Origin of the sequence: Streptomyces odontomachi, from assembly GCF_024435355.1 — a bacterium.
GTDB classification, from domain to species: domain Bacteria; phylum Actinomycetota; class Actinomycetes; order Streptomycetales; family Streptomycetaceae; genus Streptomyces; species Streptomyces odontomachi.
Window position 1 is genome coordinate 87,876 of sequence record NZ_JAMJWG010000020.1, and the last position, 26,153, is coordinate 114,028.

Consider the following 26,153-nt stretch of genomic DNA (forward strand, 5'->3'; position numbering starts at 1 on the left):
CGTTACCCCGACTCTTCCCACTTGATCTGATCTTGTATTAATTCTGATCACTTCTGTTCGACACGGAAGTCACTCTTGTCCGATACCGGTGTGATTCCTGTCTGTTACGGGAGGCAAGAGGTGTGTCCGACGGTGTTCCCGAGGCGGCTGCGGAGCCGTAGCCTCCTCTTCGGTCCGCTCACGCGGCCCCGGGTCGCGATCGGATTCCGGGCCGCACGGCGCGCCTGCTCGTGTCGTGCGACCAAGGAGGGACCATGCGCCGTCGTCTGTGGGGTTCGGCCGCGGTGCTGGCGCTGCTCGCCGTCGCCCTGCCCACGGCAGCCGCCCAGGCCGCCGCGCCGGCCTCCTCGACGGGTCCTGCGCACGGGTCGCGGCCGGTGCCCTTGGAGCGGCTCTTCGACAATCGGGCGATCAGTGACCCCGGGCGGCCGGATGCGGCGGACTTCGACGGTGCCGGGAACTCGTTGCCCGCCGAGGACCTGACCGCGGCCGGCTGGACCCCGGGCCGCCGCCTCACCCTGGAGCGGGCCTCCCTCACCTGGCCGCGACGCGCCCCGGGTGCCCCGGACAACGTGGTCGCCGACGGCCAGCGGGTCCGGGTGGCCGGCCGGGGTGACGCCCTCGCGTTCCTGGTGGCCGGCACCGGAGGAGCGGCGGACGGTGCGGGCACGGCGGGCGGGCGCGCCGAGGTCCGCTACCAGGACGGCTCTCGCGACACCTTCACGCTCACCGCACCCGACTGGCGCACCGGTCCGCTCGCCACGAAGGCGGTGGCGCTCCCGCACATCCACACCGCTTCGGGCACGGTCGCCACTCCCGCGAAGGTGTACCCGGTGACGGTGCCGGTCGACCGTCGGCGCACTGTGGCCTCGGTCGTGCTGCCTCGGGACGAGGGTCCTGACCTGCATGTCTTCGCCGTCTCCGTGCGGCAGGGGACGGACGGCTGGACGGGCAGTTGGGAGGCTGTCACTTCGGGGCAGCCCGTCGTCGGGCCGTTCGCCGACCAGACGCTGCGCCTGGTGGTGCACACCACGGCGGGTGGGCCGCAGGTACGGATCCGGTTCGCCAACACCTTCGCTTCGGCCCCGGTACGCATCGGTGCCGCCACGGTCGCGTTGCGGGCGGAGGGCGCCACCCCGCGCAGCGCCCCGGTGCCGCTGCGGTTCGGCGGTGAGCCGAGCACGAGCATTCCGGCGGGCGCACAGGCGTACAGCGATCCGCTCCGCTTCGACGTGCCGGAGCAGACGGATCTGCTGGTGAGCTTTCACCTGCCGGACACCGTCACCGCCGCGCCGCTGCACAGCCTGGCCGTCCAGCAGTCCTACGTCAGCGGGCCCGGGGACCACACCCGCGACATCTCCCCCGACGCGTACGGGGGCACGATCACCACGTGGCCGCTGCTGGCCGGGGTGGATGTGAGCGGCGGACCCGGCTCGGTGGTGGTGCTGGGCGACTCCATCACCGACGGCGAGAAGTCGACGGTGGGCGCCAACCACCGCTGGCCCGATCTGCTTGCCGCCCGGCTGCTCCAGCAGCATGCGGTGCCCCGTTTCGGCGTGCTCAACGCCGGTATCTCGGCCAACAAGGTGGTCACCGACCGCTACCCGGGCGACGGGGTCTCGACCGACGTGGGTGGTGTGAGTTCGGTGCACCGCCTGGACCGCGATGTGCTCGCGGCGACCTCGGCCCGCACCGTCCTGGTCTTCCAGGGCGTGAACGATGTGCGCTGGGGCGGCACCGCCGAGGATCTGGTCGCCGGGCTGCACGAGATCGCGGATCGCTCCCATGCCCTGGGACTGCGGGTGGTGGCGGCGACGATCGCCCCCTGCGAGGGCGAGACGCTGTGCACCGCGGCGGCCGACACCCAGCGCACCGCGGTCAACACCTGGATCCGCACCGGTGACGCCTTCGACGCCGTGCTCGACTTCGACCGGGTGCTACGCGACCCGGACCACCCGGCACGCCTGTCCCCCGCCTACGACAGCGGTGACCACCTGCACCCCGGCGACACCGGCTACGCGGCACTGGCGAACTCGGTGGACCTCCACCTGCTGACCCGGTGACCCGGTGCCCTGTTGACCCGGTGCCCCCTGGCGAGTGAGCCGAAGGGCGCGCTGGTGTCCAGGGCCCGCCCGCGCGGAGCGCCCGACGAAGGAGGGTCGAGCACGGGCGGGCCCTGGACACCAGCTGAAGCGCCCGGAGGCGAATCGAGCCACGAAAAAGGGTGCCGAACCGAGCCCTAAAGGGAGATATCCACCACGACCGGTGCGTGGTCCGACGCCCCCTTGCCCTTGCGTTCCTCCCGGTCCACGTAGGCGTCGGAGACGGCCTTGGCGAAGGGCTCGTTGCCGTATACCAGGTCGATGCGCATGCCGCGGTTCTTCGGGAAGCAGAGCTGGCGGTAGTCCCAGTACGTGTACGGGTGGTCGTACTTCAGGGGGCGGGGCACCACGTCGGTCAGACCGGCTTCGCGGAGCGTGGTGAGGGCGGCGCGCTCGGCGGGGGTGACGTGGGTGGAGCCTTCGAAGACGGCTGTGTCGTAGACGTCGTCGTCGGTCGGGGCGATGTTGTAGTCGCCCAGGACGGCGAAGGGGCGGCTGCCGGTGGCGTCGCCCGCGATCGCGGCGCGCAGGGCTTCGAGCCACTGGAGCTTGTAGACGTAGTGGGGGTGCTCGACCTCTCGGCCGTTGGGCACGTACACCGACCAGACGCGGACCGGGCCGCAGGTCGCGGAGATCGCGCGGGGCTCCTCGACGCCGTCGTACCCGGGGTCGCCGGGCAGGCCGCGGACCACGTCTTCGAGGCCGGTGCGTGAGATCACCGCGACGCCGTTCCACCTGCCGGTGGCGTGCACCGCCGTCTCGTAGCCCAGCTCGCGCAACTCGGCGGTGGGGAACTGCTCGGCGGTGGTCTTGGCCTCCTGGAGGCAGAGCACGTCCGTGCCGCTGCTCTCCAGCCAGGCCAGCAGCCTCGGGAGGCGGGCGGTGATCGAGTTCACGTTCCAGGTGGCGATGCGCATGTCTGCCAACCTACCGGCCGGGTGTGACAGCGCCGTCCGCCGTCACAGTTCGGTGCTGCCGCCCGAGGCGAGCCGGAGGTGCTCGGCGCCGCCGCCCAGCGACTCGATCTGGGCGTCGTACACCGGACGCGCCAGGTCGGCGAGCAGGGCGTCGTGCACGTCGATCGCACGCTGCGGGCGTACCTCGCGCACGTAGTCGATGACCTCGGCACTCTTGTTCCAGGGGGCGTGCACGGGCAGCAGCAACGTCTCGACGGGGGTGTTCGGCACGGTGAACGCGTCGCCGGGGTGGAAGACCGAGCCGTCGATCAGGTAGCCGACGTTGGTGATCCGCGGAATGTCCGGGTGGATCACGGCGTGCAACTCGCCGTGTACCTGGACGTCGAAGCCGGCCGCGCTGAAGGTGTCTCCGTGGCCGACGGTGTGCACCCGGCCGGGGAAGGCGGCGGAGAGCTGGTCGGCGACGGACTTCAGGGTCCAGATCTCGGTGGCCGGGTCGGCGTCGAGGGCGGCCCGCAGCCGTTCCTCGTTGAAGTGGTCGAAGTGCTCGTGCGTCACGAGGATCGCGTCCGCGCCGACCGCTGCGTCCTCTTCGCTGAGGCCGCCCGGGTCGACCACCAGCGTCCTGCCGTCCTTCTCCAGGCGGATGCAGGCATGCAGTTTCTTGATGAGCTTCATGGTCCCCATCCTGCTACGTGCCCCTGCGGGGCCATGGCGCCGGGTGCGAGATGCCTGCAACGTGTCGCGGCGGAATGCGCCTGCTCCGTACCACGGCGAGATGCCCCGAAAGGTGTCACTCCTGGGGTGTGGTCTCCTCCCGGATGACCTCCTGTGCCACTTTGAAGGCCCGGCCGGCGGCCGGGGCCCCGCAGTAGACGGCGGTCTGGAGCAGCACCTCGCCGATCTCCTGCGGGGTGAGCCCGGTGCGCAGGGCGGCACGGGTGTGTGCGGCGACGTCGTCGAGGTGTCCGCCGGCCACCAGTGCGGCGAGCGCGACACAGCTGCGGGTGCGGCGGTCGAGTCCGGGCCTGTTCCACACCTCGCCCCAGGCGTATCGGGTGAGGAGGTCCTGGAAGTCGGCGGAGAAGTCGTCCGTCGCCGCCAGTTCGCGGTCGACGTGTGCGTCGCCCAGCACTTCGCGGCGTGCCTTCAGGCCGGCCTGGTGGGTGTCGAGGCGGCTGGCGCACTCGGGCTGCGGTGCGCTCGGCGCGATCTCGGCTAGCGGGGCCACCTGCGGCGGCATGATCACCGACTCGGCCGGCGCCGGCAGGACGAACTGGCCGGTGGTGGTCGGGTCCGGCACCTGCCATGCGGTGGAGAAGTGCCGTACCAGCAGATCGCTGACGGCGGCCGGCTGTTCGACGGGCGCCAGGTGGGAGGCGCCCGGCACCAGGGCGAGCCGTGCGTCCGGTATGCCGGCGACCAGGGTGCGTGCCTCGGCGGGTCCGGTCACCGCGTCGTCGGAGCCGACCAGCACCAGCGTGGGCACGCCGATCTGGGCGAGCTGCGGGCGGATGTCGAAGCTGGCGAGCGCCTCGCAGGCGGCGATGTAGCAGCCCGGGTCGGTGGTGCGCACCATCTGTACGGCCCACTCGGTGATGGCGGGCTGTGCCGTGGCGAAGCCGGGCGTGAACCAGCGCTCGGGCGCGGCGCGCGCGATCGGGTCGAGCCCGTGGCTGCGCACCACGACGCCGCGCTGCCGGAACTCGTCGGCCGTGCCGAACCGTGGCGAGCAGCCGACCAGCGCCAGCGACGCGATCCGTTCGGGGTGGCGCAGCGCGAGTTCGGCGCCGACCGCGCCGCCCAGGGCGCACCCGGCGTAGCCGAAGCGTGCGACGCCCAGTTCGTTGAGGGTGTCCAGTAGCCGGTCGGCCAGGGAGGCGACGGAGTTCGCCGGGTGGGCCGGGGCGCCGCCGTGCCCGGGCAGGTCGAACCGGAACACCCGCCACTGCTTCGTCAACTCGGGCACCTGCCGGTCCCACATGTGCCAGGTGGTGCCCAGCGACGGGCCGAGTACGAGCACCGGGGCGTCCTCCGGGCCGTCGAGGCGGTACTGGAGGGCCGGGGTCTTCGCCACGCTCACTTCACTCACGCCTGTCACGGTAACCGAATCCGCTGTGCGGCCGCCGCCGTCGGCAGCCGGTGGCGGCCGGCGGCGGCGAACTCCCCGGGTCCGCGCCGGGTCAGGCGGCGCGGCCCGCCTTGAGTGCGGTCGCGATCTCGACGGCACGGCTGGCCTGGTGGCGGGCCGCCCCCAGGGACGCCTCGCCGGGCGCGCCTTCGGTGGCCACGTGGGAGGCGCCGTAGGGGTTGCCCTGCTGGGACTTGACGGGGTCGGTGTAGCCGGGCGGCACGATGATGCCGCCCCAGTGGTAGAAGGTGTTCGCCAGTGTCAGGAGGGTGGACTCCTGGCCGCCGTGGGGGGTGCTGGAGGCGGTGAAGGCCGAGTACACCTTGCCCGCGAGCTTGCCCTGGAACCACAGGGGTCCGGTGGTCTCGATGAATGCCCGCAGCTGGCTGGCCGGGTTGCCGAAACGGGTGGGGGTGCCGAGCAGCACCACGTCGGCCCACTCCACGTCGTCGATGCTCGCCTGGGGGACGTCGGCGGTGTCCTGGATGTGCTGGACCCATTCCTGCCTGGTGTTGATCACCTCCGCCGGGACCGTCTCCGCCACCTTGCGCAGGCGTACCTGCGCACCGGCCTTCTCCGCGCCCTCGACGGCCGCCTGTGCCAGGGCGTGCACGGTGCCCGTGGCGCTGTAGTAAATGATCGAGACATTCACAGATTCGGACATCAGTTCCATTCTTTCATCATCGGGATAGTGTTCCCTTCACCCGTTACGACGACGCAGCCCTGCGGAATGTGAGGCGGCGCGCCCAACGCAGCGTTCGCCGAGGTGTCTTGTCGAACTGAGCGGGGCAGAGCGACCAAGGGAGTCGGCACCACCATGACCAACCCATCCGGGTCCGAGCACCAGCCCGATCCCGGCCTGAGCGCGATCATGAGCGAGCGGCACCGGCTGATCGGTCTCACGTACCGGCTGCTCGGCTCGCTGACCGAAGCCGAGGACGTCGTCCAGGAGACCTACACCCGCTGGTACGCCCTGGCTCCGCGGCAGCGGGAGGACATCGAGTCCCCCGGCGGCTGGTTGACGACGGTCGCCAGCCGCATCTGCCTCGATCTGCTCGGCTCCGCGCGGGCCAGGCGGGAGCGCTACGTGGGGGAATGGGTCCCGGAGCCACTGCCCCTGGGTACGGAGTGGGTCAGCGGACGGTGGGGCGGCGACACCACGGGCGACCCGGCCGACCAGATCACCCTCGACGAGTCGATCGACATGGCCTTCCTCGTCGTGCTCGACGTGATGACCCCGGCCGAGCGCGTCGCGCTCATCCTGCACGACGTCTTCCGCTACTCCTTCGCCGAAGTGGCCACGATCGTCGGGCGGACGCCGACGGCATGCCGGCAGCTGGCCTCGTCGGCCCGCAGGCGCATACGGCAGTCACAGTCCGCCGCGACCCCGGCGACCCGGCGCGTGGACACCGTCCGCGCCTTCAAACGGGCGTGGCGGGCCAAGGACATCGACGCCCTGATCGGCCTGCTGGCCCCGGACGCCGTGGCGACCGGCGACGGTGGCGGACTGGTGCCCGCGGCGCTGCATCCGATCGAAGGCGCCGAGCAGGTCGCGCACTTCTTCGCGGGTCGGATGGACGCGGTGCCGGACATCACGCTCCTGGAGAGCACGGTCAACGGTCAGCCCGGCCTGGTCGCCCACCTGGACGGCGCCCCCGTGTCCGTGCTGGCGTTCGACGTCGAGGGCGATCGGATCACCCGGATCTGGGCGGTGCTCAACCCCGACAAGCTCCGGCCCTGGAGGTCGGGCTGACCCGCGTCCGAGCAACCGTGCCGGGCGGAGTCGACCGACGATCGAATGCGCGCAACCCGTTGCCGCGAACCGATTGCCGCAAGCCGATTGCCGTGCACCCCCTACACCCCCTACGCCGACCGCCCATTGACACCTCTTCGACATCACCTGTTCAGGAATCGGGTGTAAGCCGACGGCACCGAAGCACCGCTTGACAGCGATCTACCCGATAAACATACTTACACGATCAAGCGAGCGAAGGGGCCGACGGGGATGCGCGGTTGCCCTCGCACTCCGGGGGGATATTCGTGAAGCGTGGCGGTCGTCCGCATTTTATTCAGCCGCACGGACCTCGCCGCGCCGCCCGTTTTCCTCTCGCCCGCGGTACCGGAGACATGCCTCCGGCGCCGGCAGGCAACCCCCCAGGACGACGTGAGGAGCAGGTGCCGCCCGCTCGTCCATGCCCAGCCCACCCGGCACTTCGCGGATCCCGTGGCCGGTGCCGCCATTCCGTCGCACCGTGTATTTCACTCGCCAGTATTCACTGTTTTCCGCATTCCGCGTAATCACATCACCATGGTTAGCTCGCCCATCGATTTACCTTCCCGGCTGCCGACTTGGAAGAATGAACGATATGACTGACGTGCAATCCGGTGCGCCGGTATTCGGCACCTCGCGTGAATTAACATCCTGGCCCGAAGCCGGGCCACCGAAAATGCCGAGTGCCGCGCCCCCCATGGTGGAATTCCGGGCACTTGGCCCGTTGGAGGCATGGGTCGCCGGCCGGCCGGTGGAGTTGGGGGCACCCAAGCAGCGCAGGTTGCTGGCGTTACTGGTCAGTCGAGTCGGACAGCCGGCACCGGTGGACGTGCTGCTGGAGGCCCTGTGGGCGGGGTCTCCGCCCCCGTCGACGACGGCCTCGCTCCAGGCCTACGTGGCCAATCTCCGCAGGGTGCTGGAACCGGGCCGGGCGCCACGGACACCGGCGAAGGTGCTGCGCACCAGCGACCGCGGCTATCTGCTGGACGACCGCGTCGTGGCGGTGGACGTCCACGAGTTCGAGCGACGCGCCAAGGCGGGGTGGCAGGCGTGGCACCGGGGTGACCCGCATGAGGCCCTGGGCGAGTTCGAAGCCGCCCTGGGGTTGTGGCGGGGCGAGGCCTACCCGGAGGTGTCCCATGCGGTCCATGTGGCGGCGGAGGTGGCGCGGCTGGAAGCGTTACGGCTGTCGGCCGTCGAGGGGCGGTGCGCCGCGCTGCTGGCCGTGGGGGCCCACGAGGTGGCGGTCGCCGAGTTGGAGGCCTTCATGCAGGCCCATCCGCTGCGCGAGTACGGCTGCGAGCTCCTGAGCCTGGCGCTGTACCGGGCCGGGCGGCAGGCCGACGCCCTGGCGGTGCTGCGAACCAACCAGAGACGGTTGGGCGAGGAACTGGGCATCGACCCCAGACCGGCGCTCCAACAGCTCGAGCGGGAGATCCTGAGCCATGCTCCGGCGCTGGACTGGCGCCCCGCGCCGGCCGTCCCGGCTGCCCCGGCCATGCCGACTGCGGGCAGGCCCGTGGCCGCGCCGCAGGTCCGGGTGCCCGCACCGGCGCGGACCAGGGCGACCGCGGACGAGGAGATCTTCGTGGGCCGCGAGGCGGCACTGCGCCAACTGGCCGCGATGTCGGGTGGGGCGGCGGCCGGCCGGGGGCGGGTGGTGACGGTCTCCGGTGACCCGGGCATCGGCAAGACCAGCCTGCTGCGCCGGTTCGCCGAGCTGGCGGCGAGCGTGCCGGTGCTGTGGGGTGCCTGCCCCCGGCATGTAGCCACCCCGCCGTTGTGGCCCTGGCGGCAGGTGCTGGGGATGGCGGGCACCCTGGGCACGCGGCGCCCCCTTCCGGGCTCCGTGGCCGAGCTGCTCAACGGGGTCGACAAGGTGAGCGGGCAAGCCTGCCAGCCGCCGTACGCCGCGCACGCGGACGCCGTCACCTCGCGGCTGTGCGAGGAGATCGTCCACTACCTCATCGAGGTCTCCCAGGCCACACCGCTGGTGATCGTGCTCGATCACCTGCACCAGGCGGACCGGAGCTCCCTTCAGTTGGTGGCCCGGCTGGCCGCGTCCGTGCAGACGAGTCGCCTGCTGGTGGCCGTGTCCCACCGTTCCGACGAGGCGTCGGCCCCCGCCCGGACGCCGGCCGCACTGGCACGCGCGGAAGTGACGCGGTTGGAGCTGGGTGGCCTGAACACCGCGGAGACCCGGGCCCTGGCGAGCGCGATGCTCCGCCGCGAGGTGAGCCGGGCAACGGCCGAGGATCTCCGGCACCGCACCGGGGGCAATCCGTTCCACCTGCGCGAACTGATCAGGGCGCGGGACGGCGAAGGGCGCCCGAGCCGCACCCGCCCGGCGTCGGTGCCGGCACCACCGGACGAGGCGGCGCCCGGCACGACCCGGCCCGACCGCCGTCGAGTCGCCGTCCGCAGCCTCCGCCGCGGGCCGCAGCTGCACCCTCGACGCCGCCGCTGAGGCCGCCCCGACGGCCCTGCCAAGCAACCACCGATCAACCACCGGGCAGCTGTCGAGCAGTCGCCAAGCCGGCCCCAAGCCGGCGAACGGTCCCCCTCAAGTCCCATGGACCACACTGGTGGGCCTACGCAGCATCGGAACGCTCCCGGGCCGAGCCGGACAGGCGTCGGCGTGGGACACAGGGGGCTGAGTGACCACTTCCCAGGCCCAGGCCTGCTTCCCACCCGACGTACGTCCCCCGCCGCGGCCAGCGCAGCGGCGCGCACGTCGCCACCCACCGGGCCGGGGACGGCCGCGCAAGGCCATGGCGGAAGGTGACCGCGCGGCAACGTCATCAACGCCGAGAGGGACTCGACGAAGATACGGGGGAAACGTGAAGATCCAGGTTTTGGGCCCCTTGTCCGCCGAGGTCAACGGGAGATCGATCGTTCCGACGGCCGGCAAACCGCGGCAGGTTCTGGCCCTGCTCGCGCTCTCTCCGGGACGGGTGGTCCCGGTCGCCACGCTCATCGAGGAACTGTGGGGAGCCACGCCGTCCCCGAGCGCTCTCGCCACCCTCCAGACCTACATCCTCCAGTTGCGCCGGCGCCTCGGCAGCGCGATGGGTTCCGACGGGCCCGGCACGGCCAAGGAGGTGCTGGCCACGCGGCCCGGCGGCTACGTGCTGGAGACGACCGCCGAAAGCGTCGACGTGCACACGTACGAGCGCCTGGTCGCGGAGGGCCGGTCGGCCTTCGAGACCGGCGACGACGTCGTCGCGGCCGACCGCTTCCAGCAGGCGCTCGCCCTGTGGCAGGGATCGGCACTGGTCGACCTGCGGGTCGGGCCCGTCCTCAGGATAGAGGTCATGCGCCTGGAGGAGAGTCGCCTGTGCACCGTCGGGCAGCGGATCGACGCCGATCTGCGCCTGGGCCGGCACACCGAACTCCTGCCGGAGCTGACGGAGCTGACGGCCCGCCACCCCAAGCACGAAGTCCTCCACACCCAGGCCATGGTCGCGCTCTACCGAGCGGGACGGCAGGCGTCGGCCCTGGAGGTCTACCGGACGCTGCGCATCCGGCTGGTCGAGGAGCTGGGCGTCGAACCCTCTCCGCAGGTGCAGCGCCTCCACCAGGCGATGCTGACCGGCGACCCCCAACTGGACGTCGCCGCCGGGGGTCGGCGCACCTCGACGTTCGACCTCTTCGCCGCCTGAGTCCTTCCGCAGGGCCCGGCTCCTTCGGTTGCGCCGGGCGCCTCAGCCCCGCTTCGTCGCGCAGATGACGACGCGGTTGATGATGGCGTCCGGCGGGATGTCGGCGGGATCCTTGGCGGTCACCCCGGTGACCTCGAACCCGCACTCCTCCAGCCAGCTCCGGTAGGTGGACACCGTCTGCAAGCCGCCGCGTCCCATCACGCAGCCGAGGATGTAGGACGGGAAGAAGTCGACCTGGAGGTCGTCGGTGTCCCTGATATCCTCGGGGTACACGGGCGCGAGGACGACGATCTGCCCGCCGGGGTCCAGTGCCTGGTGGGCGTTCCTGAAGATGGTGAGGACCTCGTCCTTGTCGTACATGTCCACGAAGTGCTTGAGCAGCAGCACGTCGAAGCCCCCCGGGAGGGACGCAAGGACGTCACCGCCCACGAACGAGCACTGCTCCGCCACGCCCTGCGCCGCGAAGTTCCGCAGGCACTCGGCCTCCAGGGCGGGCCGGTCGAAGGTGGTCACGCGCAGCCCGGGCGAGCCCTTCAGCTGGCAGGTCATGATCGCCCCGAGCCCGTTGCCGCCCTGCACGTCCAGCACGCGTGCCCCGTCGGGAACGTCGAAGCTGCGGAAGAACCAGGGGTAGACGGCGGCGGTCTCGTTCTGGGCCAGCGGTCCCCATGCGGCACGCACCTCGGCGACCTCGGCGGCCGCCTCGAACATCGTGCCGTCGAAGCCGTAGAGCTGCTTCAGACCGACGACGCTGCCGGTCGACACGCTGTCGGCGAGGTAGTACAGCTGCCGCAGCATGCCTGTCTTGATCATGCTCATGAAGGTCAGGACACGCTGGAGGTCCGGCTCGCAGACGTCGGCGAGCGCGTCGAGGGTGTAGCCGCCGGAGGTCTCGTCCCGGGCGACGAAGCCCTCCTTCACCAGCAGGTGCAGCAGCTGCTCCACGGCGTCGGGCTTCGCCCCGACGGCGGCGCCGAGTTCGGCGGCGGTCAGGCCGGATTCCTTGCGCAGCGCCTCGACGATGCCGAGTTCGAAGCAGGCGTGGAGGTTCATGAACCGGGTGGGTCCCACCATGTACTCGCGTATCCGGGCCAGTACGGCTTCGGGGTTGGACACAGGTATCCCTTCGATTCGACGGGTCGGGTGGGCTCAGGCGTTGCGGTAGGCGACGCGCACGGCCAGGTCCGCCAGCTCGCCGCGCCACACCTGGTCGACGGGTGCGTCGGCGATGGCCTTGCAGCCCCGCTCGACGAGGTCGGCGATGTGCTTCTCGACATCGGCGGGAACTGCCATGTCCAGAAGGCGGCGGCGTACCTCGTCGGGGGTGTGGCCCGGCTCCGTGATCAGGGTGTGGATGTGCTCGTCGCGCTGCATCGCCCAGCCCAGCAGCAGCGTCATCTTGTGCTGGGTGAAGTCGAGGCCGGTGGGCTTGCCGGTGTCGGCCGGGTCACCGAAGGCGTCCAGCAGGTCGTCACGGAGCTGGAACGCCTCGCCCACCGCCTCTCCGTACTCCTCGAAGGCGGGGGCCAGGTCGTGGCGGCCCGCGGCGAGCGCGCCCACGACGAGCGGACGGTGGATGGTGTACCGGCCGGACTTGATCCTGGCGATCAGCCGGGAGCCTTGCAGGTCGACCAGCCGGGAGCCCCGGGGGTCGACCGAGAACTCGGCCGCGGCGTGGACGTCCAGGTACTGGCCGACCATCACTTCGGAGCGCAGCCTGTGCCACTCCGGGGCCACCGTCCTCGGTGCCTCGGCCATCAACTCCCCCGAGTAGACGAGCGCGAGGTCGCCGACGAGGATCGCCACGCCCTCGCCGTACCGGCGTGACTCGCCCTGCCATCCCTCGTCGGCGTGCAGCCGGGCGTGCCGGGTGTGGACGGTCGGCCGTCCGCGCCGCTGGTCGGAGTCGTCCAGGACGTCGTCGTGGACGAGGGCGGACACGTGCAGCATCTCCAGGGCGGCGCCGGCTGCCACGATCCCGGGGTCCTCGGGGTCACCGCCGGCGGCGAGATAGCCGGTGATGCAGAAGGCGGGCCGGATGCGCTTGCCGCCCGACGCGATCAGCTCGCGGAGCGCGTCGACGGGGACGACCGCCCGCTCGTGCACTCCGGCCCACCCCGCGCGTTCGGCCGCGAGGAGGGAGCGCAGCCTGTCCTCGACGCGGTGCAGCAGGCCGGCGCTGGTGCGGCGGGCGAGATCGGTGGCCTCCCGGCCGGCGTCGGTGGTCGCTTCCGGGGTCACGGGTATCTCCTCGGGGTTCCGTCGGGGGCACGTGCGCGCGAGCGCCGCGGTGTGGTCACCGGGCCGGCGCGGCTCGACCGGATACGCGCCCGCCGTCGGTGCTGACGTCCGCATGGAGCGAATCTGGAGTTCCGCTTTAGCGACGATCGATTGCGAATGTGGAACGTTGACATGCTGATCAATCCCGTGGAAACCTCCCTGTGCGCCCGGAGCGGAATCGAACAAGCGTTACCGGAGGTAGGGAAGATGTGTTACTCGTACTCTCCGCCGGGCAAGGGCAGTTGCTCACCGAGCCGTATCCACATTCCGTAGCGCGCCCTCTTCGTCTTTACCCAGGGGCCATCGAAGCGACGACGACTGCGCATTCGCGATGCGGCGGTCCGCACGGTTCGCTGTGGTCACCGTGAAAGCCACCTCAGAAAGGAGCTCAAATGGGGTTGCACAGCTGCGCCCAAAGCCCTGTTCAAGAACCCGGCGAGGCGACCGAATCCACTCTTTGCGACTCGCGTGTGCGGCAACTGGAAGGCGATCTGCGTGCGCTCCCCGGCCTCTACCAGGAGAGCCTGCACCAGGTCTTACCCATATCCAGGCAAACACACCAGACGCGGGTGTCCGGGAGCCGGAGCAGGGATCGCCTGAACATGGCGGCGCTCGATTCCCGGCACCGGATCCTCGCCATTCTCGAGTCATGGGCCGCGTTCGTGGCCGACGAGCGCCGCTTAATGGCTCCCACGGGTTCGGTTCCGCAATTGGCACATTTCCTGCTGCACAACCTGGAGTGGCTCACCCGGCAGCCACCGGCGGCTGATTTCGCGGACGAAGTTGACGGTCTCCGGAGGGAACTGCTGCACACCGTCGACTCGGAACCGGGCGATTTTAACGCGGCCACCCGGGATTGTGTGGTGACGGACTGCCCCGGGAAGATCACCATGCCGTCGCAGCATGCCGGGAACGCGGCGGGCAGAGGCATCCGGTGTTCCTCGGGACACACGTGGCACATACATGAGTGGATTACCCTGCGCCTGCTCATGGAACGGCAGGAGAAGGCGGTCCACGCATGAGGAGACCGCCGCGCCACCAACTGCTGCCCACCCATGTGGCCGCGCTCGCCGCGGGCGTGTCGGACGCGACGATCCGCAAGTGGGTGAGTCGCGGGAAGATCACCCGCTACGGGACACCCGGCCGGGCCGAGTTCGACATAGCCGAAATCATGCAGATCGTCAGGGAACGACATCGTTAGGCGACGGCTCGCGTGCCGTGGCCGCCTCAGCGCTCGCCCGGGTCGCGACAGACCCGCGGGTGCGGGGGCGGCCGCACGGAGCGGACGTCCGGCTAGCGGGAACGGCGGGCGAACGGCCTGGTGTCGATTCCCCGGTCGACGCAGAAGTCGCGGAGTTCGCCGTGGATCAGCAGGTCGCAGCGCGTCAGGTCGGCCGGGGTGGGCGCGCCGAGCACCGTCATGAGTGCGGCCAGTTGATCCAGCCATGTCGTGATCCGGGCGACCAACGCCGCCACACCGTCGTCGAGCAGCGTGCGCAGGAAGGTGCCGGAGACGCCGACACCAGACGCGCCGAGCGCCAGCGCACGTGCCACGTCGAGCGGGTTGCGCACGCCTCCGGAGGCGAGGACGGGCAGGGCGGCGTCGTGCGCGTCCAGCAGGCAGGCGACGGTGGACTGTCCCCAGCCGGTGAGGTAGGCGTAGTCGGCGAGTTCGCGCCGGCCGTTCTCGATGCGTGCGAAGTCGGTGCCGCCCCGGCCGCCGAGGTCGGCGACGTGCACGCCGAGGCTCTCCAGCAGCCGGACGGTCTCCCGGCTCAGCCCGAAGCCGACCTCCTTGACGATCACGGGGACGTCGACGCCGGCCACGATCTTCTCGATCTGCGGCGCCCAGGACGAGAACGACCGGTCGCCCTCCGGCATCACGGTTTCCTGGACGCTGTTGACGTGGATCTGGAGGGCGTCGGCCTGGATCAGGTCGAGGGCACGCTGCACCCTGTCGACGGAGGTCGTCGCGTTGACGTTGGCGATGACGAACCCGTCCGGGTTCTCCTTGCGCAGCACGCGGAACGAGTCCGCGCAGTCCGGGTCCTTGAAGTAGGCGCTCATGGACCCGGAAGCGAGGGGCACGCCGGTCTCGCGAGCGGCGATGCCCAGGTCCCGGTTGATGATGCCGGTCCGCTCGCTGCCCCCGGTCATCGCGTTGATGTACAGCGGCACCTGCCAGGCGACGCCGGCGAAGGTGGTGGCGAGTGAGACGTCCGGCCGGTCGATGCCCGCGAGGGCGTGGTGCACGAAGGACACGTCGTCGAACTGGTTGCGTCCGCTGTGCTGCTGCTGTTGCTCGACGGCAAGTCGGACGTGGTCGTCCTTGCGTTGAGCGATCATTCCTGTTCCCTTCCGCGGCGGGACGGATCGGCACGGACACCACGGGCTCGCGGCACACCGGTAGCCGGGGCGCGCAGGCTCACCGCGGCTGGGGCACCATGAGGAGACGACGCGGATGGAGCGTGGTCTCCGGAGCCGTGCGGACATGGGAATGGGGCTCCGGATACAGCTTCCATTCCTGCGTCACCTCGTCGAGGATGACTTCGAGTTGCTTCCAGGCGAACATCTCTCCTATGCACCCCTTCGATCCGATGCCGAAGGGAATGTAGGAGGCATCGACCTTGCTGAGGTGGATGGAAAGCCATCGGTCGGGATTGAACCGATGCGGATGTGCGTAGTGTTCGGGGTCCCGGTGCAGCAGGTACGAGCTGAATACTACATTGGTTCCCGCGGGAAGCGCGCAGTCGCCGAGCCTGATGTCCGCAAGTGTTTTTCGGCACGAAATCCACACCGGCGGGTAGAGCCGCAGCACCTCCATCAGGAACCGCATGGTGTAGCTGGAAACACCCTGGTCGTGGCCGGGACTTCCGCTTCTCCGCTGTACCGCGTCCTTGAGGAGTCGCTCCTCGACCAGGGGATCTCGAGAGAGCACGTGCAGCGCCCATGACATGACGGAAGCCGTGGTGACCGTGGCGGCGGTCAGCATCATGACCGCCTCCTCGCACACCTGCTCCGCCGTCAGGACTCGGTTTCCCTTTTCATCGGAGTCCGCCAGGAGCGTCGAAAGGTAGCCGCCCTCCGTTCCGGGAGATGCCTGGAGATCGGCGATGCACTCCGCGAGCAGTTCCCGGAATTCCTTGCGCGCCCGGGACAGTCCCTTCGCCGCCTGGGGCCGCGCCGCTCGGGCTGCCGACTTCCCGTAGAGCGGTTTCTTGATCATTTCCCAGGCCAGCCGGGACAACCGCTCGCTCAGCGCTTCCGTCGTCGCCGGCGGCAGCCCGTCGATGAGGGTGCCCACCACGATCGCGCAGGCGATCCGGCACATCTCGGACTGGATGTCCACGGCGTCTCCGGCACGCCACGAGGACACGATGCGACGGACGATGTCACGCATGGCGGGAACATAGGTGTCGACCTTCGCCGACCGCAGATAGGGATTCGCCAGGCGGCGGTAGTGCCGGTGGCTGTTCTCGTCCTCCGAGAGCATTCCCACCCTGCTGAGATTCCTGGCCTTCCGGAAGAGTTCACCCTTCCCGAAGTTCTTGCTCTCGCTCACCAGTATCGAGCGAACCAGCGCCGGGTCCCTGACGAACACGGCGTCGACGCCATCCACCGTCAGGCGCCGAAGTCGGCGCCCGCGGAGCATGTTCTCCATGCGACTGAATTGGAACGCCGGCACTTCACGTTCACCCGGATCGTCCGAGCATGAGGTTTCCGAGTTCATCCGACCCCCCACTACGCTCACCTCTCGTACACAGTTCTGGGCGCGTCGTACGCGAACAGCGCAAAGCGGGAATCCCGCAGGACGCGGGATTCCCTGAAGGTGCGTGAACTGCTTTCCGCCGTTACGCGGACTCCGTGTCGCGGGCGGCGATGTAAGCGACGTTCAGCCGGCTGACGGGGCGCCAGCGGTAGTAGGACTGGAGTTTGTAGTACTCCTCGCCTTCGGAGGTCACGGCTGCGTACACCATCTTGGGGTCGTCGACACCGTACGGAACGCTCTTGACGAAGTGCTCGATCTTGGTTCCCAACCGGGCGAAGTACGCCATCGGATCCTGCGTCTTCACCCCGTAGGAGATCCGCTGGATCTCCTTGGATTCCCAGTTGTGGGTGGTGTAGAGCCCGAAGGAGTTCTCGCAGAAGCCGAACATCTGCTCGCTCGGGTCCGGCAGCCCGAGGTCCCGGTGCATCGCCAGGACGCCGTCTCGCTCATAGCATTCGACGGGGGCCCTCAGGTAGGCGTTCATCGTCCGGCTGCGGTAGTCGATACCGAGCACGTCCACCTTCTCGGCCAGGCCGTAGCGGGTGAAGAAGTCCATGTTCTCGGCCAGGCTCCGCGGCATCGACGCCAGACTGCTGAGCCGCTCCAGGGTCTCGTGCTCTCCCGCCGGAAAGTACACCCAGATCTTCTTGAACCCGGAAGTGACCCCGAAGTCGATGCCGTAGCTGTCGATGGGGCAGAGCTGCTGGATGTCCGTGAGCAGGTTGCCGACGGGATGGTCGGTCTTCTCGGTCAGGCCCTTCGACACGGCGACGGCGTACGGGTCGATCTCCTTGGGGAGGGTGAAGCGAGCGTCGAAATCCCCTTCGTGCTGTGCGTTGGTGGCCACCCTGAAGGCGATCACGGCCTGGGACAGCTCGTTTTCGAACGCGGTCAGAATGGGCCAGACGACGTCACGCGACGCCGTCACGTTCAGCAGGCCGGCTGACTTCTCGATGGCTGAGTAGACACTTGCCACATCGACATCGACGGTACCCGACATCATTACTCCAAAGAGTCAATCAAAGAGTCGATCTCTGTTCCAGCGGCGCCGTGGTGGTGGTGGTCCGGGAACGCCGTGGACTTGCTGAGGTGACGACCGGGATCACGGAAATCCAGTGGGGCGCGGGTCACGCCCGGTCCTTGAATTCCTTGAGCCGGTCGGCCAGCGCCAGGCGCTGGACCTTGAGGGTGCCGGTACGCGGCAGTTCGGCCTCGGGGATCTGAACCGGGGCGGCCAGCTGGGGGAAGTCCACGACGGCGGCGCGCCAGCGGTCCCTGTTCAACGGCTGGTCACCATGGGTGCAGAGCACCGGAACGGCCTCGGCGTCGGGGCCCTGGACCACGACCAGCTCGCTCAGCTCGGGCAGCTTGGCGAGGACCAGGTCCTCGATCTCGAGGGAGCTGCGGACCCCGGGGATCCGGTCGACCTCACGGTCCAGCATGTGCAGGCAGCCGAACCTGGTGAAGTAGCCGATGTCGCCGGTGTACCACCAGTCGCCGTCCCGGTTGCCGTCGTACCGCTCCTGCTCGCCGAAGTACGTCTTGGCCAGGGCGGGCCAGGAGACCTGGATGCGGCCGGGGTTCTGCTCCGTCGCCCGCCTGCCGTCGCGGGTGACGGTGCGGACCTTCGCCGAGCCCACCGGCATCTGCCAGCCGACGCAGCGCCCGTTGGCCTTGTGGGCGGAGCGGCGGAAGTAGGCACGGCCGACGGCGGGCCCGACCTCGCTCTGCCCGTAGATCTGGAAGAACAGGGCGCCCCGCCGCTCGGACGAGGCGAGCAGCCGGCTCATGGTCGCGGGGTGGATCGCGTCGAAGGTGCTGCTGAAGTACTTCACCGAGGCGAACGGCTTGCGGGGGTCCTCGGCCAGGCCCTCCCACGCCATCAGCGAGTTGGGCAGCGCCTCGATGAGCCCGGGCGGGTGCTCGGCGAACAGCCCGGCGACCGTGTCGGGGTCCGACTCGTTCATGAGCAGGACCGGCATCTCCTTGAGGAGCGCCAGGGCCATCGCGGCGACGTTCCGGGAGTGCACGAAGGGGATGTGGATCGCGACCGTCTCCCGCCTGCGCATCAGCGAGAGCAGCCGCCACTGCGGCTTGAGCCTGAGGCCCTGGGTGCGAGGCGTGTGCACGACCAGCTTGGGCACTCCGGTGGTCCCTGAGGTGTGGGTGATCACGGCCGCCTCGTCGATGGGCCGCTCCACGGGCTTGACCCGCGGCGCCCCGGCGAGCGCAGCCAGCGACACGGTCCCCGGCCGCTCACCGGAGACGGTGATCACCTGCCGGGTCAGTTCCGGTAGCGGCAGCTCGGCCAGCGCGTCCAGCTTGGGCTCGTCGGTGAGCAGGTTCGGCCTGCCGACCCGCTCGAGCAGGGCACCGACCGTCACCGCGTCCAGGCTGGGCGAGAGCAGTACGGGCACCGCGCCGATCCGGGATGCGGCGCAGGCCAGCACCCACACATCGGCGTTGGCCCTCTTGTGGAGCACGACGTGCTGGTCGGGCCGCACCCCGGTGGCCCACAGGCGGGCCGCCAGGTCGTCGACGAGTTCGGCGAGCCGGGCCACCGTCAGGTGCCTGCCCGCCTCGGGGAGCACGTCCAGATCGTGGTCGAGGGTGATCGGCGTCGTCGCGTTGACGGCCGCGGCCATGGCCGGCAGCAGGCCGATGTGAAGACCGCGCTTCTGTATCGATCGATAGGCCACGGAGCCCTTCATCGAGCTGTCTCCTTTTCGGTGTGCGATGGGCGATCGGGTGGTGGCCGGCTCGATGCGGGTACGAGGGACACCTGCGGTGCGAAGGGAGGGGGTCGGCCCCCAGGGCGCGGTTCTGGGGGGCCACCGGCTACCGGCTACCGGGCGATGACCAGGGTGGCGGGCGGCGCGGAGTGGAACGAGATGTCCTCGAAGCCGGCCTTGACCAGCCAGTCGCGGTAGTCGGCCCGCCGCCATGTGCTGCCCCGCTTGCTCTTGAGCAGCATTTCCGCGGCGAAGACCAGCGGGAAGGCCGGACCGCTGCGGTCGTCGTCGACGATGTAGTCGCAGACCACCAGAGCGCCGCCGGGCTTGAGGGCCTGCCGGAGCCTGGTGAAGACCTCCACGTTGTCCTCCGGCCCCTCCTGGTGGGCGATGTGGGAGTAGACCGCGACGTCGTGCGCCGCGGTACCGAAGTCGGTGGTGTGGAAGTCACCGTCGACGGTGGTGAACCGGTCGCCCACGCCGCGCTCGTCCAGCAGCCGGCGGGCGATGGCGTTGATCGGCTCCCAGTCGAGCTGGGTCGAGCGGGCGGCCGGGTTGGCCGCCAGCCAGACGCCCGAGTAGATGCCCGAACCGCCACCGACGTCGAGGATCGACAGCGCGCCGGCGTCGGCAAGGCCGAGCACCTCGGCGGCGATGCCCGCGGCGGGCACCGACTGCGCGGCGATGGCCTTGACGATCTCCTCCCAGTGCGGGTTGTTGGCCACCTCGACCACCGGGTTCGACACCGGACCGCCGACGCGGACCACCTCGGCCAGGTCGGTCAGCGCACCCATGTGCTTGAGCTTGAGCTTCGCGAAGCGGGTCAGCGAGACGGGCGTGTCCTCGACCAGGTAGGTGGCCGCCTCGGGGGTGTTGCGGTACCGGCCCTCGTGCAGCTCGATCAGGCCCACGCTGATCAGGCCGTCGAGGAGGGTCTGCGCGCCGCGCTCGGAGATGCCGGCGCGGTCGGCCAGTTCCGCGGCCGTGCCCGCCCCGTTCTCGAGGTGGGTGAAGAGCGCGTGGGTGGACGCCGCGGCGAGCACGCCGGTGGCCCAGTAGCCGTTGATCAGCCGCATCACGCGGTCCGGTGACGGCCTGTCGTTCGTCATGCTGCCCCTCCGATGGCCCGGGTGGCCGACGAGTGCGTCCGCACGGCGCTGCGCAGCGCGTTCACCACCCGTTCGACCTGGTCCGGCGTGAGTTCCGCGTGCATGGGGATGGCGAGCTGGCGTTGGAAGAGGTCTGCCGAGACGGGGCACTCCTGCTTGGTCTCGAACACCGGCTGCACATGGGCGGCGAACGTGCCGTGCCCGCAGCCGATGCCCTGGCCGCGCAGCTCGGCGGCGACGGCCGCACGGTCCACGCTCGGGTCCAGCGTCACCATGTAGGTCTGCCAGGCGTGGGTGCGGTCCTCCGGAACGCTCGGCAGCGTCAGCAGTTCCTCGCCGGCGAGTCGGTCGGTGTACTGCGTGGCGACGGTGGTGCGGCGCTCCAGCAGTTCGTCGATCCGGCCCAGCTGCACCCGGAGGATCGCGGCGGCGATGTCGGACAGCTTGAAGTTGTAGCCGATCTCGGTGAACGTCGGGATGGGCAGGCCGACGACGTTCCCCATGTCGAAGATGCTGCCGATGCCGAAGGAGGAGCGCAGCCGCACGTCCTTGCCGATCTTCGGGTCGCGGGCGAGCACCGCACCTCCCTCACCGCTGGAGGCGCCCTTGCGGCCGTGGAAGGACAGGCAGCCCACCTCGGCGAGCGCACCGGCCTGCCGGCCCTGGTAGGTCGCGCCGACGGCGCAGGCGGCGTCCTCGACGAGGAACAGGCCGTGGCGGTCGGCGATCTGCTGGAGTTCCGTGTAGTCGGCGGGCATGCCGACCGTGTCCACGGCGATCACCCCGACGGTGCGCGGGGTGATCAGGTCCGCCACCGCCTGCGGGTCGACGGTGTAGATGTCGGGTCGCACATCGGCGAAGACCGGGACCGCGTCGACGTACCGCACGGCCTGCGCGGGTGCCGGGAAGCCGTAGTCGGCGACGATCACCTCGTCGCCCGGCTCGACGCCGAGCGCGAGCATGGCCAGGTGCAGCGCGGCACCGCAGTTGCTCACCGCGACGGCGTCGCCGACGCCGTACCTCCCGGCCAGCTGGGCCTCCAGTGCCTTGCCCTCGGGGCCCTGGCCGGCCGGCCAGCCGGAGGCGAACACCTCGGCGACGGCGGCGAGCTCCCGCTCCCCGAGGCTCGCGTGGACCAGGGGTATCGGTTCCATCGCGGTCACCTCTCGCCGCCCGGCTGCACGTTCGTTTCCTGGCTGCCTGCCCCGGTGGTCGACGGCGGCGGTTCGAAGCGCAGCGGGGTGATCTGACCGACGTCGTACCGCTGCCGCATCGCCTCCACCGCCGCCGGGTCCACGCTCGTACCGCGCGACCAGATCTCGGCGATCTCCTCGAAGTAGTCCTCGTGGTCGGGCGACGGATAGCTCTGGAAGAGCATCTTCACGGGCTTGTCCGTGGCGTTCCGGAACGCGTGCGGGGTGCCGGAGGGCACGAACATGCAGCTGCCTTCACCGGCGCGGACGACCCGGTCGCCCTTGGGGGACTCCCAGTGGTGCCAGGTGTCCGCGGTGCGCTCGGTCGGCTCGAAGCAGAGCAGGTCCAGCTCGCCCTGGAGGACGTAGAAGAACTCCTGGGAGTGGCTGTGGACGTGCGCCCCGACGTCGAATCCGGGCGGAACGATCACCTCGAAGATCGATATGGCGGATCCCATCTCCTTGGTGGCCTTGAAGGTCACCTCCTGTGCCGGGGTGACCAGCTTTCGCCCGGCACCAGCCGGAATGATGAGGTCAGTCATTGCTCCGCTCTCTTTGTCGGCGCATGCGGGCATGCGGGCATGCCCGCACGAGTGCACGAGTGCAGGGGTGCAGGGGTGCGGGGTGTGGGAGGTGCAGGGATGCGTGCGGCGCGGCGGGCGCGCAGGGGTTCAGACGAACGTCTGCGGAACGCCGTCGACCGCCCAGGTGCCGAGCGCCATCTCGGCGGTGATGCCGGGACCGAAGCCCGCGATCAGACCGGTCGCACCGGACGCCAGGGCGCCCTCGTCGAACAGCCGGCGGGCGGCTTCGAGTACGACGGCGCTGGCGATGTTGCCGTACTCGCGCAGGGTCGACCAGCTGTGCCGGAACACCTCGCGGTCGACTTCGAGGAACTTCGCGAGGTCGTCGAGGATGCGCGGGCCACCGGCGTGGATGAGGTAGAAGTCGAGCTTGCCGACGTCCCAGCTGTGGTCCTTGGCCAGTTCGCGCAGGACCGGGGCGAGCGGTTCCATCGTGCCGGGCACGCGGCGGTCCAGCTGGAAGTGGAAGCCGGTGTCCTTGACGGCGTAGGAGATCCAGTCCTCGGTGCCCGGGATGAGGTAGGAGGCGTTGCGCTCCAGGTCGATGCCGATGCCTCCCGAGCCGCGTACCACGGCGGCGGCGACGGCGTCTCCGAACAGGCCGTCCGAGAGCAGCGAGCCGATGTCGTCCGCGTCGGGCTGGTAGCAGAGCGAGCACAGTTCGCAGGAGACGATCAGGACGTTGCTGCCGGGGTGGGCCAGGCAGAAGTCGTGCGCGCGGTTGATCGCCGCTCCGCCCGCCGCGCAGCCGAGCTGGGCTATCGGGATCTGCCGGGTGTCCGGTCTGAAGCCCAACGTGTTGATCAGCCATGCCGTCAGCGACGGCATGAGGAACCCGGTGCACGAGACGTAGATGATCGCGTCGATGTCACGGGCCTTCAGTTCCGCGTTGGCCAGGGCCTGCTCGACGACCTGGGGGGTGCGCTTCTTGGACTCGGCCTCGTAGATGCGGTTGCGCTCCTCGAAGCCAGGGTGCCGGAGCGTCTTCTCGATGGGCTGGACGATATGCCGCTTGTTGACACCGGTGTTCTGGATCAGGCGGAGCGCCAGTGCCAGTTGCGGCTTGCCCGCATGGGCCCGCGCGGCGAACTCCAGGGTCTCTTCCACGGTGATGACGTGTTCGGGCGCGTTCATCGCCGGCTTGCATAGCCTCGGCATATCTGGGATCCACTTCCTCAGAGTCTCGACGGCAAGGGGCGCTGGGGCGTTGTCCTGGTGGCCGTTTCGCCCGCCGTCCTGGGTGTGGTGGGTGACGAGTTCTTCACGGTGGCCTGGCGTGCCCGCGCATCGATGGGGCGGACACCTCTGCGTTCGCCCGCCGCACGCCCTGACGGGCTCTCTCGTCGAGACGCGGCACCCCGCCGTGCAGGCACGTCGACTGCCCGGGCGTTGTCAGAGGGCTCCGGTGACGGCCGGCCGGTCACATCGGCAGCCGGTCCGAGGAGAGACGTCGACGGCGAGCTGCGCCCGCACTTCAAGTGGAGGGACCTCAACGGCCCGGAAACCCCCGGGGAGTCCCCGGTCCCCCACAGGGACTTCAACGGGCCGGGAGGGCAGGGAAGTTGCTGGGGGCAACGCAGCCGGCTGCTGTGGATCACAAGCGTCCCGCCGCCCCCAAGAGAGCGCACAAGGCGGTCGATTACGTACTTGCGAGCCGTTTTCGGGCAGGGGAGGCGTGCGGAAATCGTGACACAGGAGCGGCCCTCGCGCCAAGGACATCACAAAGTGACCCAGGTCACATTTGCCGCTCCCCCGCTACCCGCGTCACACGGCGAGGCCCCCCGCGGCTCGCCTCCCAGGAACGAGCGGCCACGCGTCGAACCTCGCGTCGGAAACCCGCCGGCACGGCGGGGAGACGGCGTCGAGCCTGGAGCCATGACGAACTACCAAGCTCTCCCGATCCCGGCCGGAACCCTCAAGGAACTCCGTGACGTCGACGACGCCGGGCGCCCCCTTCGCCCCTACACCGCCGGCGACGACAGCGACCCCAACGACAGCGTCGGCTCCCCGCTGCGCTGCTGCCTGCGGCCCGTCGAGCCCGGCGAGCGCATCGCGCTGGTCTCATACGCGCCGCTGCGCCGCTGGGCTGCCGGGACCGGGGCGGACCCGGGGGCGTACGACGAGGCCGGCCCCGTGTTCGTGCACGCCGGGGAGTGCCCCGGGCCACGGGGCGGCGAAGGCTATCCGTTCGCCCGGGCCGGTGCGCTGCGCACGCTGCGCCGCTACGACGCGCGCGGGCATATCGTCGGCGGTCGGCTCTTCGAGATCCCGGACGATGCCGACGGCGGCTTCGACACGGCCCTGGCGGAGGCGTTCGCGCTGCCGGAGGTGGCGCTGGTGCACGTACGGGCGGTGGAGTACGGCTGCTTCCACTTCGAGGTGCGGCGGCCCTGATCCGGGTGCCGCATCAGCCGTTCGGCCGCCGGAAAGAAGTCCACCGGGCCCTGTTCGGGCCCGGTGGGTGGGTCGGCATCACTGGTCCGTCGGCTCAGCCGGCCGGCTCAGCCGAAGTTGACGTCGCTGCAGATCAGGTAGGTCTGGTCGAGGTGCGAGGCCTGCCAGATCGTGTAGATGACGTGGTGGCCGGTGTAGCCCGAGGCGTTGATGTTGAAGGTGTAGTCGGTCGCCGGGGCGAACTTGCCGGTCGTCGTGATCAGATCGAGGTTGCCCCAGCCCAGGGGCTGGGTCTCGGGGTTGTAGCCCTGCTTGCTGACGTACACCTTGAAGTAGTCGGCGCCGTGGCTGGCCTGGTCGTGCAGGTGCATGGTGATGTTGCTGCTGACGTTGGTCGTGTGCCACTTGCCGACCGTGTCGAGGGAGCTGGCCAGGCCGCTCTGGGCGTCACCGTCGCTGCACAGGCTGCCGTCCGGGATGTAGGCCTGGAAGTTGCCGGCCATGTTCTCCCGGAAGAGGCTCATCCAGTTCCACATGGTGTTCGGGTTGGCCTGCCAGGCCTGCCAGCACATGGGGTCTTCCTGCTCCATGGCCGGGTTCTGGAAGTCGCTGCCCCAGCGCTGCCAGCAGTCGTAACTGCGGGAAGCCGGTTCCACGATGGTGCCGTGGGCGCTGGCGGAGCCGTTCCACGGGCTGAGGAACAGGGCGGTCAGGCCGAGGACCGCGGCCAGCACCGGCCCGATCACTCGCATCGTCCAGCGGCGGGAGAGGGCATGTGGGGACATCGTGTGCGGTCTCCGTCTTCAGTGAGGGAGTGGGGGTGATTGCACGGGGAACACATCCTTGGGAGCGCTCCCATGATTACCCGGACTTTACCCGAGGACACATCGCTGTAACCCGCCACTCTCGGCCAGATGCGTGCAGGCGTGCGACACCGCCATCCACCGCCACGATCTCGGCACGCAAGCGCCCGTGACCTCCGAGTGGCTCCTCAGCGCCCGTGCCCTGACAACTCTCCTCTTGACGAGCGCGAGAGCGACCTCTTCGTGTCGGGCCTCCGGCCCATCCCCCCTGGACGCACTACCGTTACCGTAACGGGCCACTCCCGGGAGGGCCCCGCCAGACCAGGCCGAATACCTGCTTGACCTTTTCCGTGACGGCCTTGCGCCGGTCGTCGGAGGAGCGGACGTCGAGCACGCTGGGCAACTTCATGAGTCCGCTGCGGTAGTGGTTGGAACACCTCCCCTTTGCTGCGGGCGAACTCGGCAGTCGTCGCCTTCGTCTCGGCAACCTGGTCCTGTGGCGTCTTCTCCCCGCCGGCCGCCGGGAAGACCACCGGGCGGACGGGAGCGGACCGAGCCGTCCGGGGCAGCCGAGCGCGGCGCCGACCTTCCCAGCAGCCCCAGCAGCCCCAGCAGCCCCAGCAGTCCCAGCAGCCCCGACTTGCCGCGGACCTTGCTGCATTCGAGCACGGCCCAACTGCCGGGCGCTCGGGCGGAGGGCGATCCT

At 69.9% G+C, this 26,153-nt stretch carries 22 protein-coding genes; 7 read left to right on the forward strand and 15 right to left on the reverse strand.

What is annotated here, in order from left to right:
- The first annotated feature begins 254 nt into the window (after window positions 1–254).
- The gene (locus NQO67_RS32760) at window positions 255–2,063 is read left to right on the forward strand and encodes an SGNH/GDSL hydrolase family protein (protein ID WP_255953993.1); all 1,809 of its coding nucleotides are present in this window, start codon (window positions 255–257) and stop codon (window positions 2,061–2,063) included.
- Window positions 2,064–2,239: 176 nt separating this feature from the next.
- On the opposite strand, the gene NQO67_RS32765 is transcribed toward NQO67_RS32760, so the two are convergent.
- The 4 genes from NQO67_RS32765 to wrbA form a co-directional block, all read right to left on the reverse strand.
- On the reverse strand, window positions 2,240–3,019 hold the full coding sequence (locus NQO67_RS32765; protein WP_255953994.1) for an exodeoxyribonuclease III: 780 nt from the start codon (window positions 3,017–3,019) through the stop codon (window positions 2,240–2,242).
- Window positions 3,020–3,061: 42 nt separating this feature from the next.
- Window positions 3,062–3,697, reverse strand: a complete 636-nt coding sequence (locus NQO67_RS32770) for an MBL fold metallo-hydrolase (RefSeq protein WP_255953995.1) — start codon at window positions 3,695–3,697, stop codon at window positions 3,062–3,064.
- A 115-nt stretch (window positions 3,698–3,812) separates the two neighbouring features.
- Window positions 3,813–5,102: a bifunctional 3-oxoadipate enol-lactonase/4-carboxymuconolactone decarboxylase PcaDC gene (pcaDC, locus tag NQO67_RS32775; RefSeq protein WP_255954084.1), complete on the reverse strand. Its 1,290-nt coding sequence runs from the start codon at window positions 5,100–5,102 to the stop codon at window positions 3,813–3,815.
- Window positions 5,103–5,202: 100 nt separating this feature from the next.
- Window positions 5,203–5,814, reverse strand: a complete 612-nt coding sequence (gene wrbA / locus NQO67_RS32780) for an NAD(P)H:quinone oxidoreductase (protein WP_255953996.1) — start codon at window positions 5,812–5,814, stop codon at window positions 5,203–5,205.
- Window positions 5,815–5,967: 153 nt separating this feature from the next.
- Here wrbA and sigJ point away from each other — a divergent pair, with 153 nt between their 5' ends.
- The 3 genes from sigJ to NQO67_RS32795 all read left to right on the forward strand — a co-directional run bounded on the left by sigJ (window position 5,968) and on the right by NQO67_RS32795 (window position 10,583).
- Window positions 5,968–6,903: an RNA polymerase sigma factor SigJ gene (gene sigJ, locus NQO67_RS32785; RefSeq protein ID WP_255953997.1), complete on the forward strand. Its 936-nt coding sequence runs from the start codon at window positions 5,968–5,970 to the stop codon at window positions 6,901–6,903.
- A gap of 715 nt (window positions 6,904–7,618) precedes the next feature.
- A complete protein-coding gene (locus tag NQO67_RS32790; protein WP_255953998.1) occupies window positions 7,619–9,388 on the forward strand; it encodes an ATP-binding protein in 1,770 nt (589 codons plus the stop codon).
- 373 nt (window positions 9,389–9,761) lie between these two features.
- On the forward strand, window positions 9,762–10,583 hold the full coding sequence (locus NQO67_RS32795; protein WP_255953999.1) for an AfsR/SARP family transcriptional regulator: 822 nt from the start codon (window positions 9,762–9,764) through the stop codon (window positions 10,581–10,583).
- A gap of 42 nt (window positions 10,584–10,625) precedes the next feature.
- Here NQO67_RS32795 and NQO67_RS32800 read toward each other — a convergent pair whose 3' ends face one another.
- A complete protein-coding gene (locus NQO67_RS32800; RefSeq protein ID WP_255954000.1) occupies window positions 10,626–11,699 on the reverse strand; it encodes a methyltransferase in 1,074 nt (357 codons plus the stop codon).
- A gap of 33 nt (window positions 11,700–11,732) precedes the next feature.
- Window positions 11,733–12,824 carry a polyprenyl synthetase family protein gene (locus NQO67_RS32805; protein ID WP_255954001.1) on the reverse strand — a complete coding sequence of 364 codons (1,092 nt, stop codon included), beginning with the start codon at window positions 12,822–12,824 and terminating at the stop codon, window positions 11,733–11,735.
- Between the two features lie 431 nt (window positions 12,825–13,255).
- Here NQO67_RS32805 and NQO67_RS32810 point away from each other — a divergent pair, with 431 nt between their 5' ends.
- Window positions 13,256–13,885: a hypothetical protein gene (locus NQO67_RS32810; RefSeq protein WP_255954002.1), complete on the forward strand. Its 630-nt coding sequence runs from the start codon at window positions 13,256–13,258 to the stop codon at window positions 13,883–13,885.
- Window positions 13,882–14,064, forward strand: coding sequence for a MerR family transcriptional regulator (locus NQO67_RS32815; RefSeq protein ID WP_255954003.1), 183 nt, complete (start codon window positions 13,882–13,884; stop codon window positions 14,062–14,064). Before NQO67_RS32810 ends, NQO67_RS32815 begins: the two co-directional genes overlap by 4 nt.
- Before the next feature lie 92 nt (window positions 14,065–14,156).
- Here the strand turns inward: NQO67_RS32815 and fni are convergent, their stop codons facing one another.
- The 8 genes from fni to NQO67_RS32855 form a co-directional block, all read right to left on the reverse strand.
- Window positions 14,157–15,209 carry a type 2 isopentenyl-diphosphate Delta-isomerase gene (gene fni / locus NQO67_RS32820; RefSeq protein WP_255954004.1) on the reverse strand — a complete coding sequence of 351 codons (1,053 nt, stop codon included), beginning with the start codon at window positions 15,207–15,209 and terminating at the stop codon, window positions 14,157–14,159.
- A gap of 79 nt (window positions 15,210–15,288) precedes the next feature.
- A complete protein-coding gene (locus NQO67_RS32825; protein ID WP_255954005.1) occupies window positions 15,289–16,593 on the reverse strand; it encodes a cytochrome P450 in 1,305 nt (434 codons plus the stop codon).
- Between the two features lie 121 nt (window positions 16,594–16,714).
- Window positions 16,715–17,608, reverse strand: a complete 894-nt coding sequence (locus tag NQO67_RS32830) for an aromatic prenyltransferase (protein ID WP_255954006.1) — start codon at window positions 17,606–17,608, stop codon at window positions 16,715–16,717.
- Window positions 17,609–17,759: 151 nt separating this feature from the next.
- Complete coding sequence (locus NQO67_RS32835) at window positions 17,760–19,343, reverse strand: class I adenylate-forming enzyme family protein (RefSeq protein ID WP_255954007.1); 1,584 nt, start codon at window positions 19,341–19,343, stop codon at window positions 17,760–17,762.
- Window positions 19,344–19,477: 134 nt separating this feature from the next.
- Window positions 19,478–20,473, reverse strand: coding sequence for a class I SAM-dependent methyltransferase (locus tag NQO67_RS32840; protein WP_255954008.1), 996 nt, complete (start codon window positions 20,471–20,473; stop codon window positions 19,478–19,480).
- Window positions 20,470–21,627, reverse strand: coding sequence for a DegT/DnrJ/EryC1/StrS family aminotransferase (locus NQO67_RS32845; RefSeq protein ID WP_255954009.1), 1,158 nt, complete (start codon window positions 21,625–21,627; stop codon window positions 20,470–20,472). The genes NQO67_RS32840 and NQO67_RS32845 overlap by 4 nt, the downstream gene beginning before the upstream one ends.
- A gap of 5 nt (window positions 21,628–21,632) precedes the next feature.
- Window positions 21,633–22,208, reverse strand: coding sequence for a cupin domain-containing protein (locus NQO67_RS32850; protein WP_255954010.1), 576 nt, complete (start codon window positions 22,206–22,208; stop codon window positions 21,633–21,635).
- A 129-nt stretch (window positions 22,209–22,337) separates the two neighbouring features.
- The gene (locus tag NQO67_RS32855; protein ID WP_255954011.1) at window positions 22,338–23,408 is read right to left on the reverse strand and encodes a type III polyketide synthase; all 1,071 of its coding nucleotides are present in this window, start codon (window positions 23,406–23,408) and stop codon (window positions 22,338–22,340) included.
- A gap of 717 nt (window positions 23,409–24,125) precedes the next feature.
- Between NQO67_RS32855 and NQO67_RS32860 the strand changes: the two genes are divergently transcribed.
- Window positions 24,126–24,644, forward strand: a complete 519-nt coding sequence (locus tag NQO67_RS32860) for a DUF1203 domain-containing protein (RefSeq protein ID WP_255954012.1) — start codon at window positions 24,126–24,128, stop codon at window positions 24,642–24,644.
- Between the two features lie 107 nt (window positions 24,645–24,751).
- Here the strand turns inward: NQO67_RS32860 and NQO67_RS32865 are convergent, their stop codons facing one another.
- Window positions 24,752–25,429 carry a lytic polysaccharide monooxygenase auxiliary activity family 9 protein gene (locus NQO67_RS32865; protein ID WP_255954013.1) on the reverse strand — a complete coding sequence of 226 codons (678 nt, stop codon included), beginning with the start codon at window positions 25,427–25,429 and terminating at the stop codon, window positions 24,752–24,754.
- Window positions 25,430–26,153 lie beyond the last annotated feature (724 nt).

Coding starts and splice junctions, on each gene's coding strand:
- NQO67_RS32810 (WP_255954002.1), top strand. CDS start 13,256: ATGGGGTTGCACAGCTGCGCCCAAAGCCCTGTTCAAGAACCCGGCGAG.
- NQO67_RS32825 (WP_255954005.1), bottom strand. CDS start 16,593: ATGAACTCGGAAACCTCATGCTCGGACGATCCGGGTGAACGTGAAGTG.
- sigJ (WP_255953997.1), top strand. CDS start 5,968: ATGACCAACCCATCCGGGTCCGAGCACCAGCCCGATCCCGGCCTGAGC.
- NQO67_RS32855 (WP_255954011.1), bottom strand. CDS start 23,408: ATGCCGAGGCTATGCAAGCCGGCGATGAACGCGCCCGAACACGTCATC.
- NQO67_RS32815 (WP_255954003.1), top strand. CDS start 13,882: ATGAGGAGACCGCCGCGCCACCAACTGCTGCCCACCCATGTGGCCGCG.
- NQO67_RS32790 (WP_255953998.1), top strand. CDS start 7,619: ATGGTGGAATTCCGGGCACTTGGCCCGTTGGAGGCATGGGTCGCCGGC.
- wrbA (WP_255953996.1), bottom strand. CDS start 5,814: ATGTCCGAATCTGTGAATGTCTCGATCATTTACTACAGCGCCACGGGC.
- NQO67_RS32760 (WP_255953993.1), top strand. CDS start 255: ATGCGCCGTCGTCTGTGGGGTTCGGCCGCGGTGCTGGCGCTGCTCGCC.
- NQO67_RS32835 (WP_255954007.1), bottom strand. CDS start 19,343: ATGAAGGGCTCCGTGGCCTATCGATCGATACAGAAGCGCGGTCTTCAC.
- fni (WP_255954004.1), bottom strand. CDS start 15,209: ATGATCGCTCAACGCAAGGACGACCACGTCCGACTTGCCGTCGAGCAA.
- NQO67_RS32840 (WP_255954008.1), bottom strand. CDS start 20,473: ATGACGAACGACAGGCCGTCACCGGACCGCGTGATGCGGCTGATCAAC.
- NQO67_RS32770 (WP_255953995.1), bottom strand. CDS start 3,697: ATGAAGCTCATCAAGAAACTGCATGCCTGCATCCGCCTGGAGAAGGAC.
- NQO67_RS32850 (WP_255954010.1), bottom strand. CDS start 22,208: ATGACTGACCTCATCATTCCGGCTGGTGCCGGGCGAAAGCTGGTCACC.
- NQO67_RS32860 (WP_255954012.1), top strand. CDS start 24,126: ATGACGAACTACCAAGCTCTCCCGATCCCGGCCGGAACCCTCAAGGAA.
- NQO67_RS32765 (WP_255953994.1), bottom strand. CDS start 3,019: ATGCGCATCGCCACCTGGAACGTGAACTCGATCACCGCCCGCCTCCCG.
- NQO67_RS32865 (WP_255954013.1), bottom strand. CDS start 25,429: ATGTCCCCACATGCCCTCTCCCGCCGCTGGACGATGCGAGTGATCGGG.
- NQO67_RS32845 (WP_255954009.1), bottom strand. CDS start 21,627: ATGGAACCGATACCCCTGGTCCACGCGAGCCTCGGGGAGCGGGAGCTC.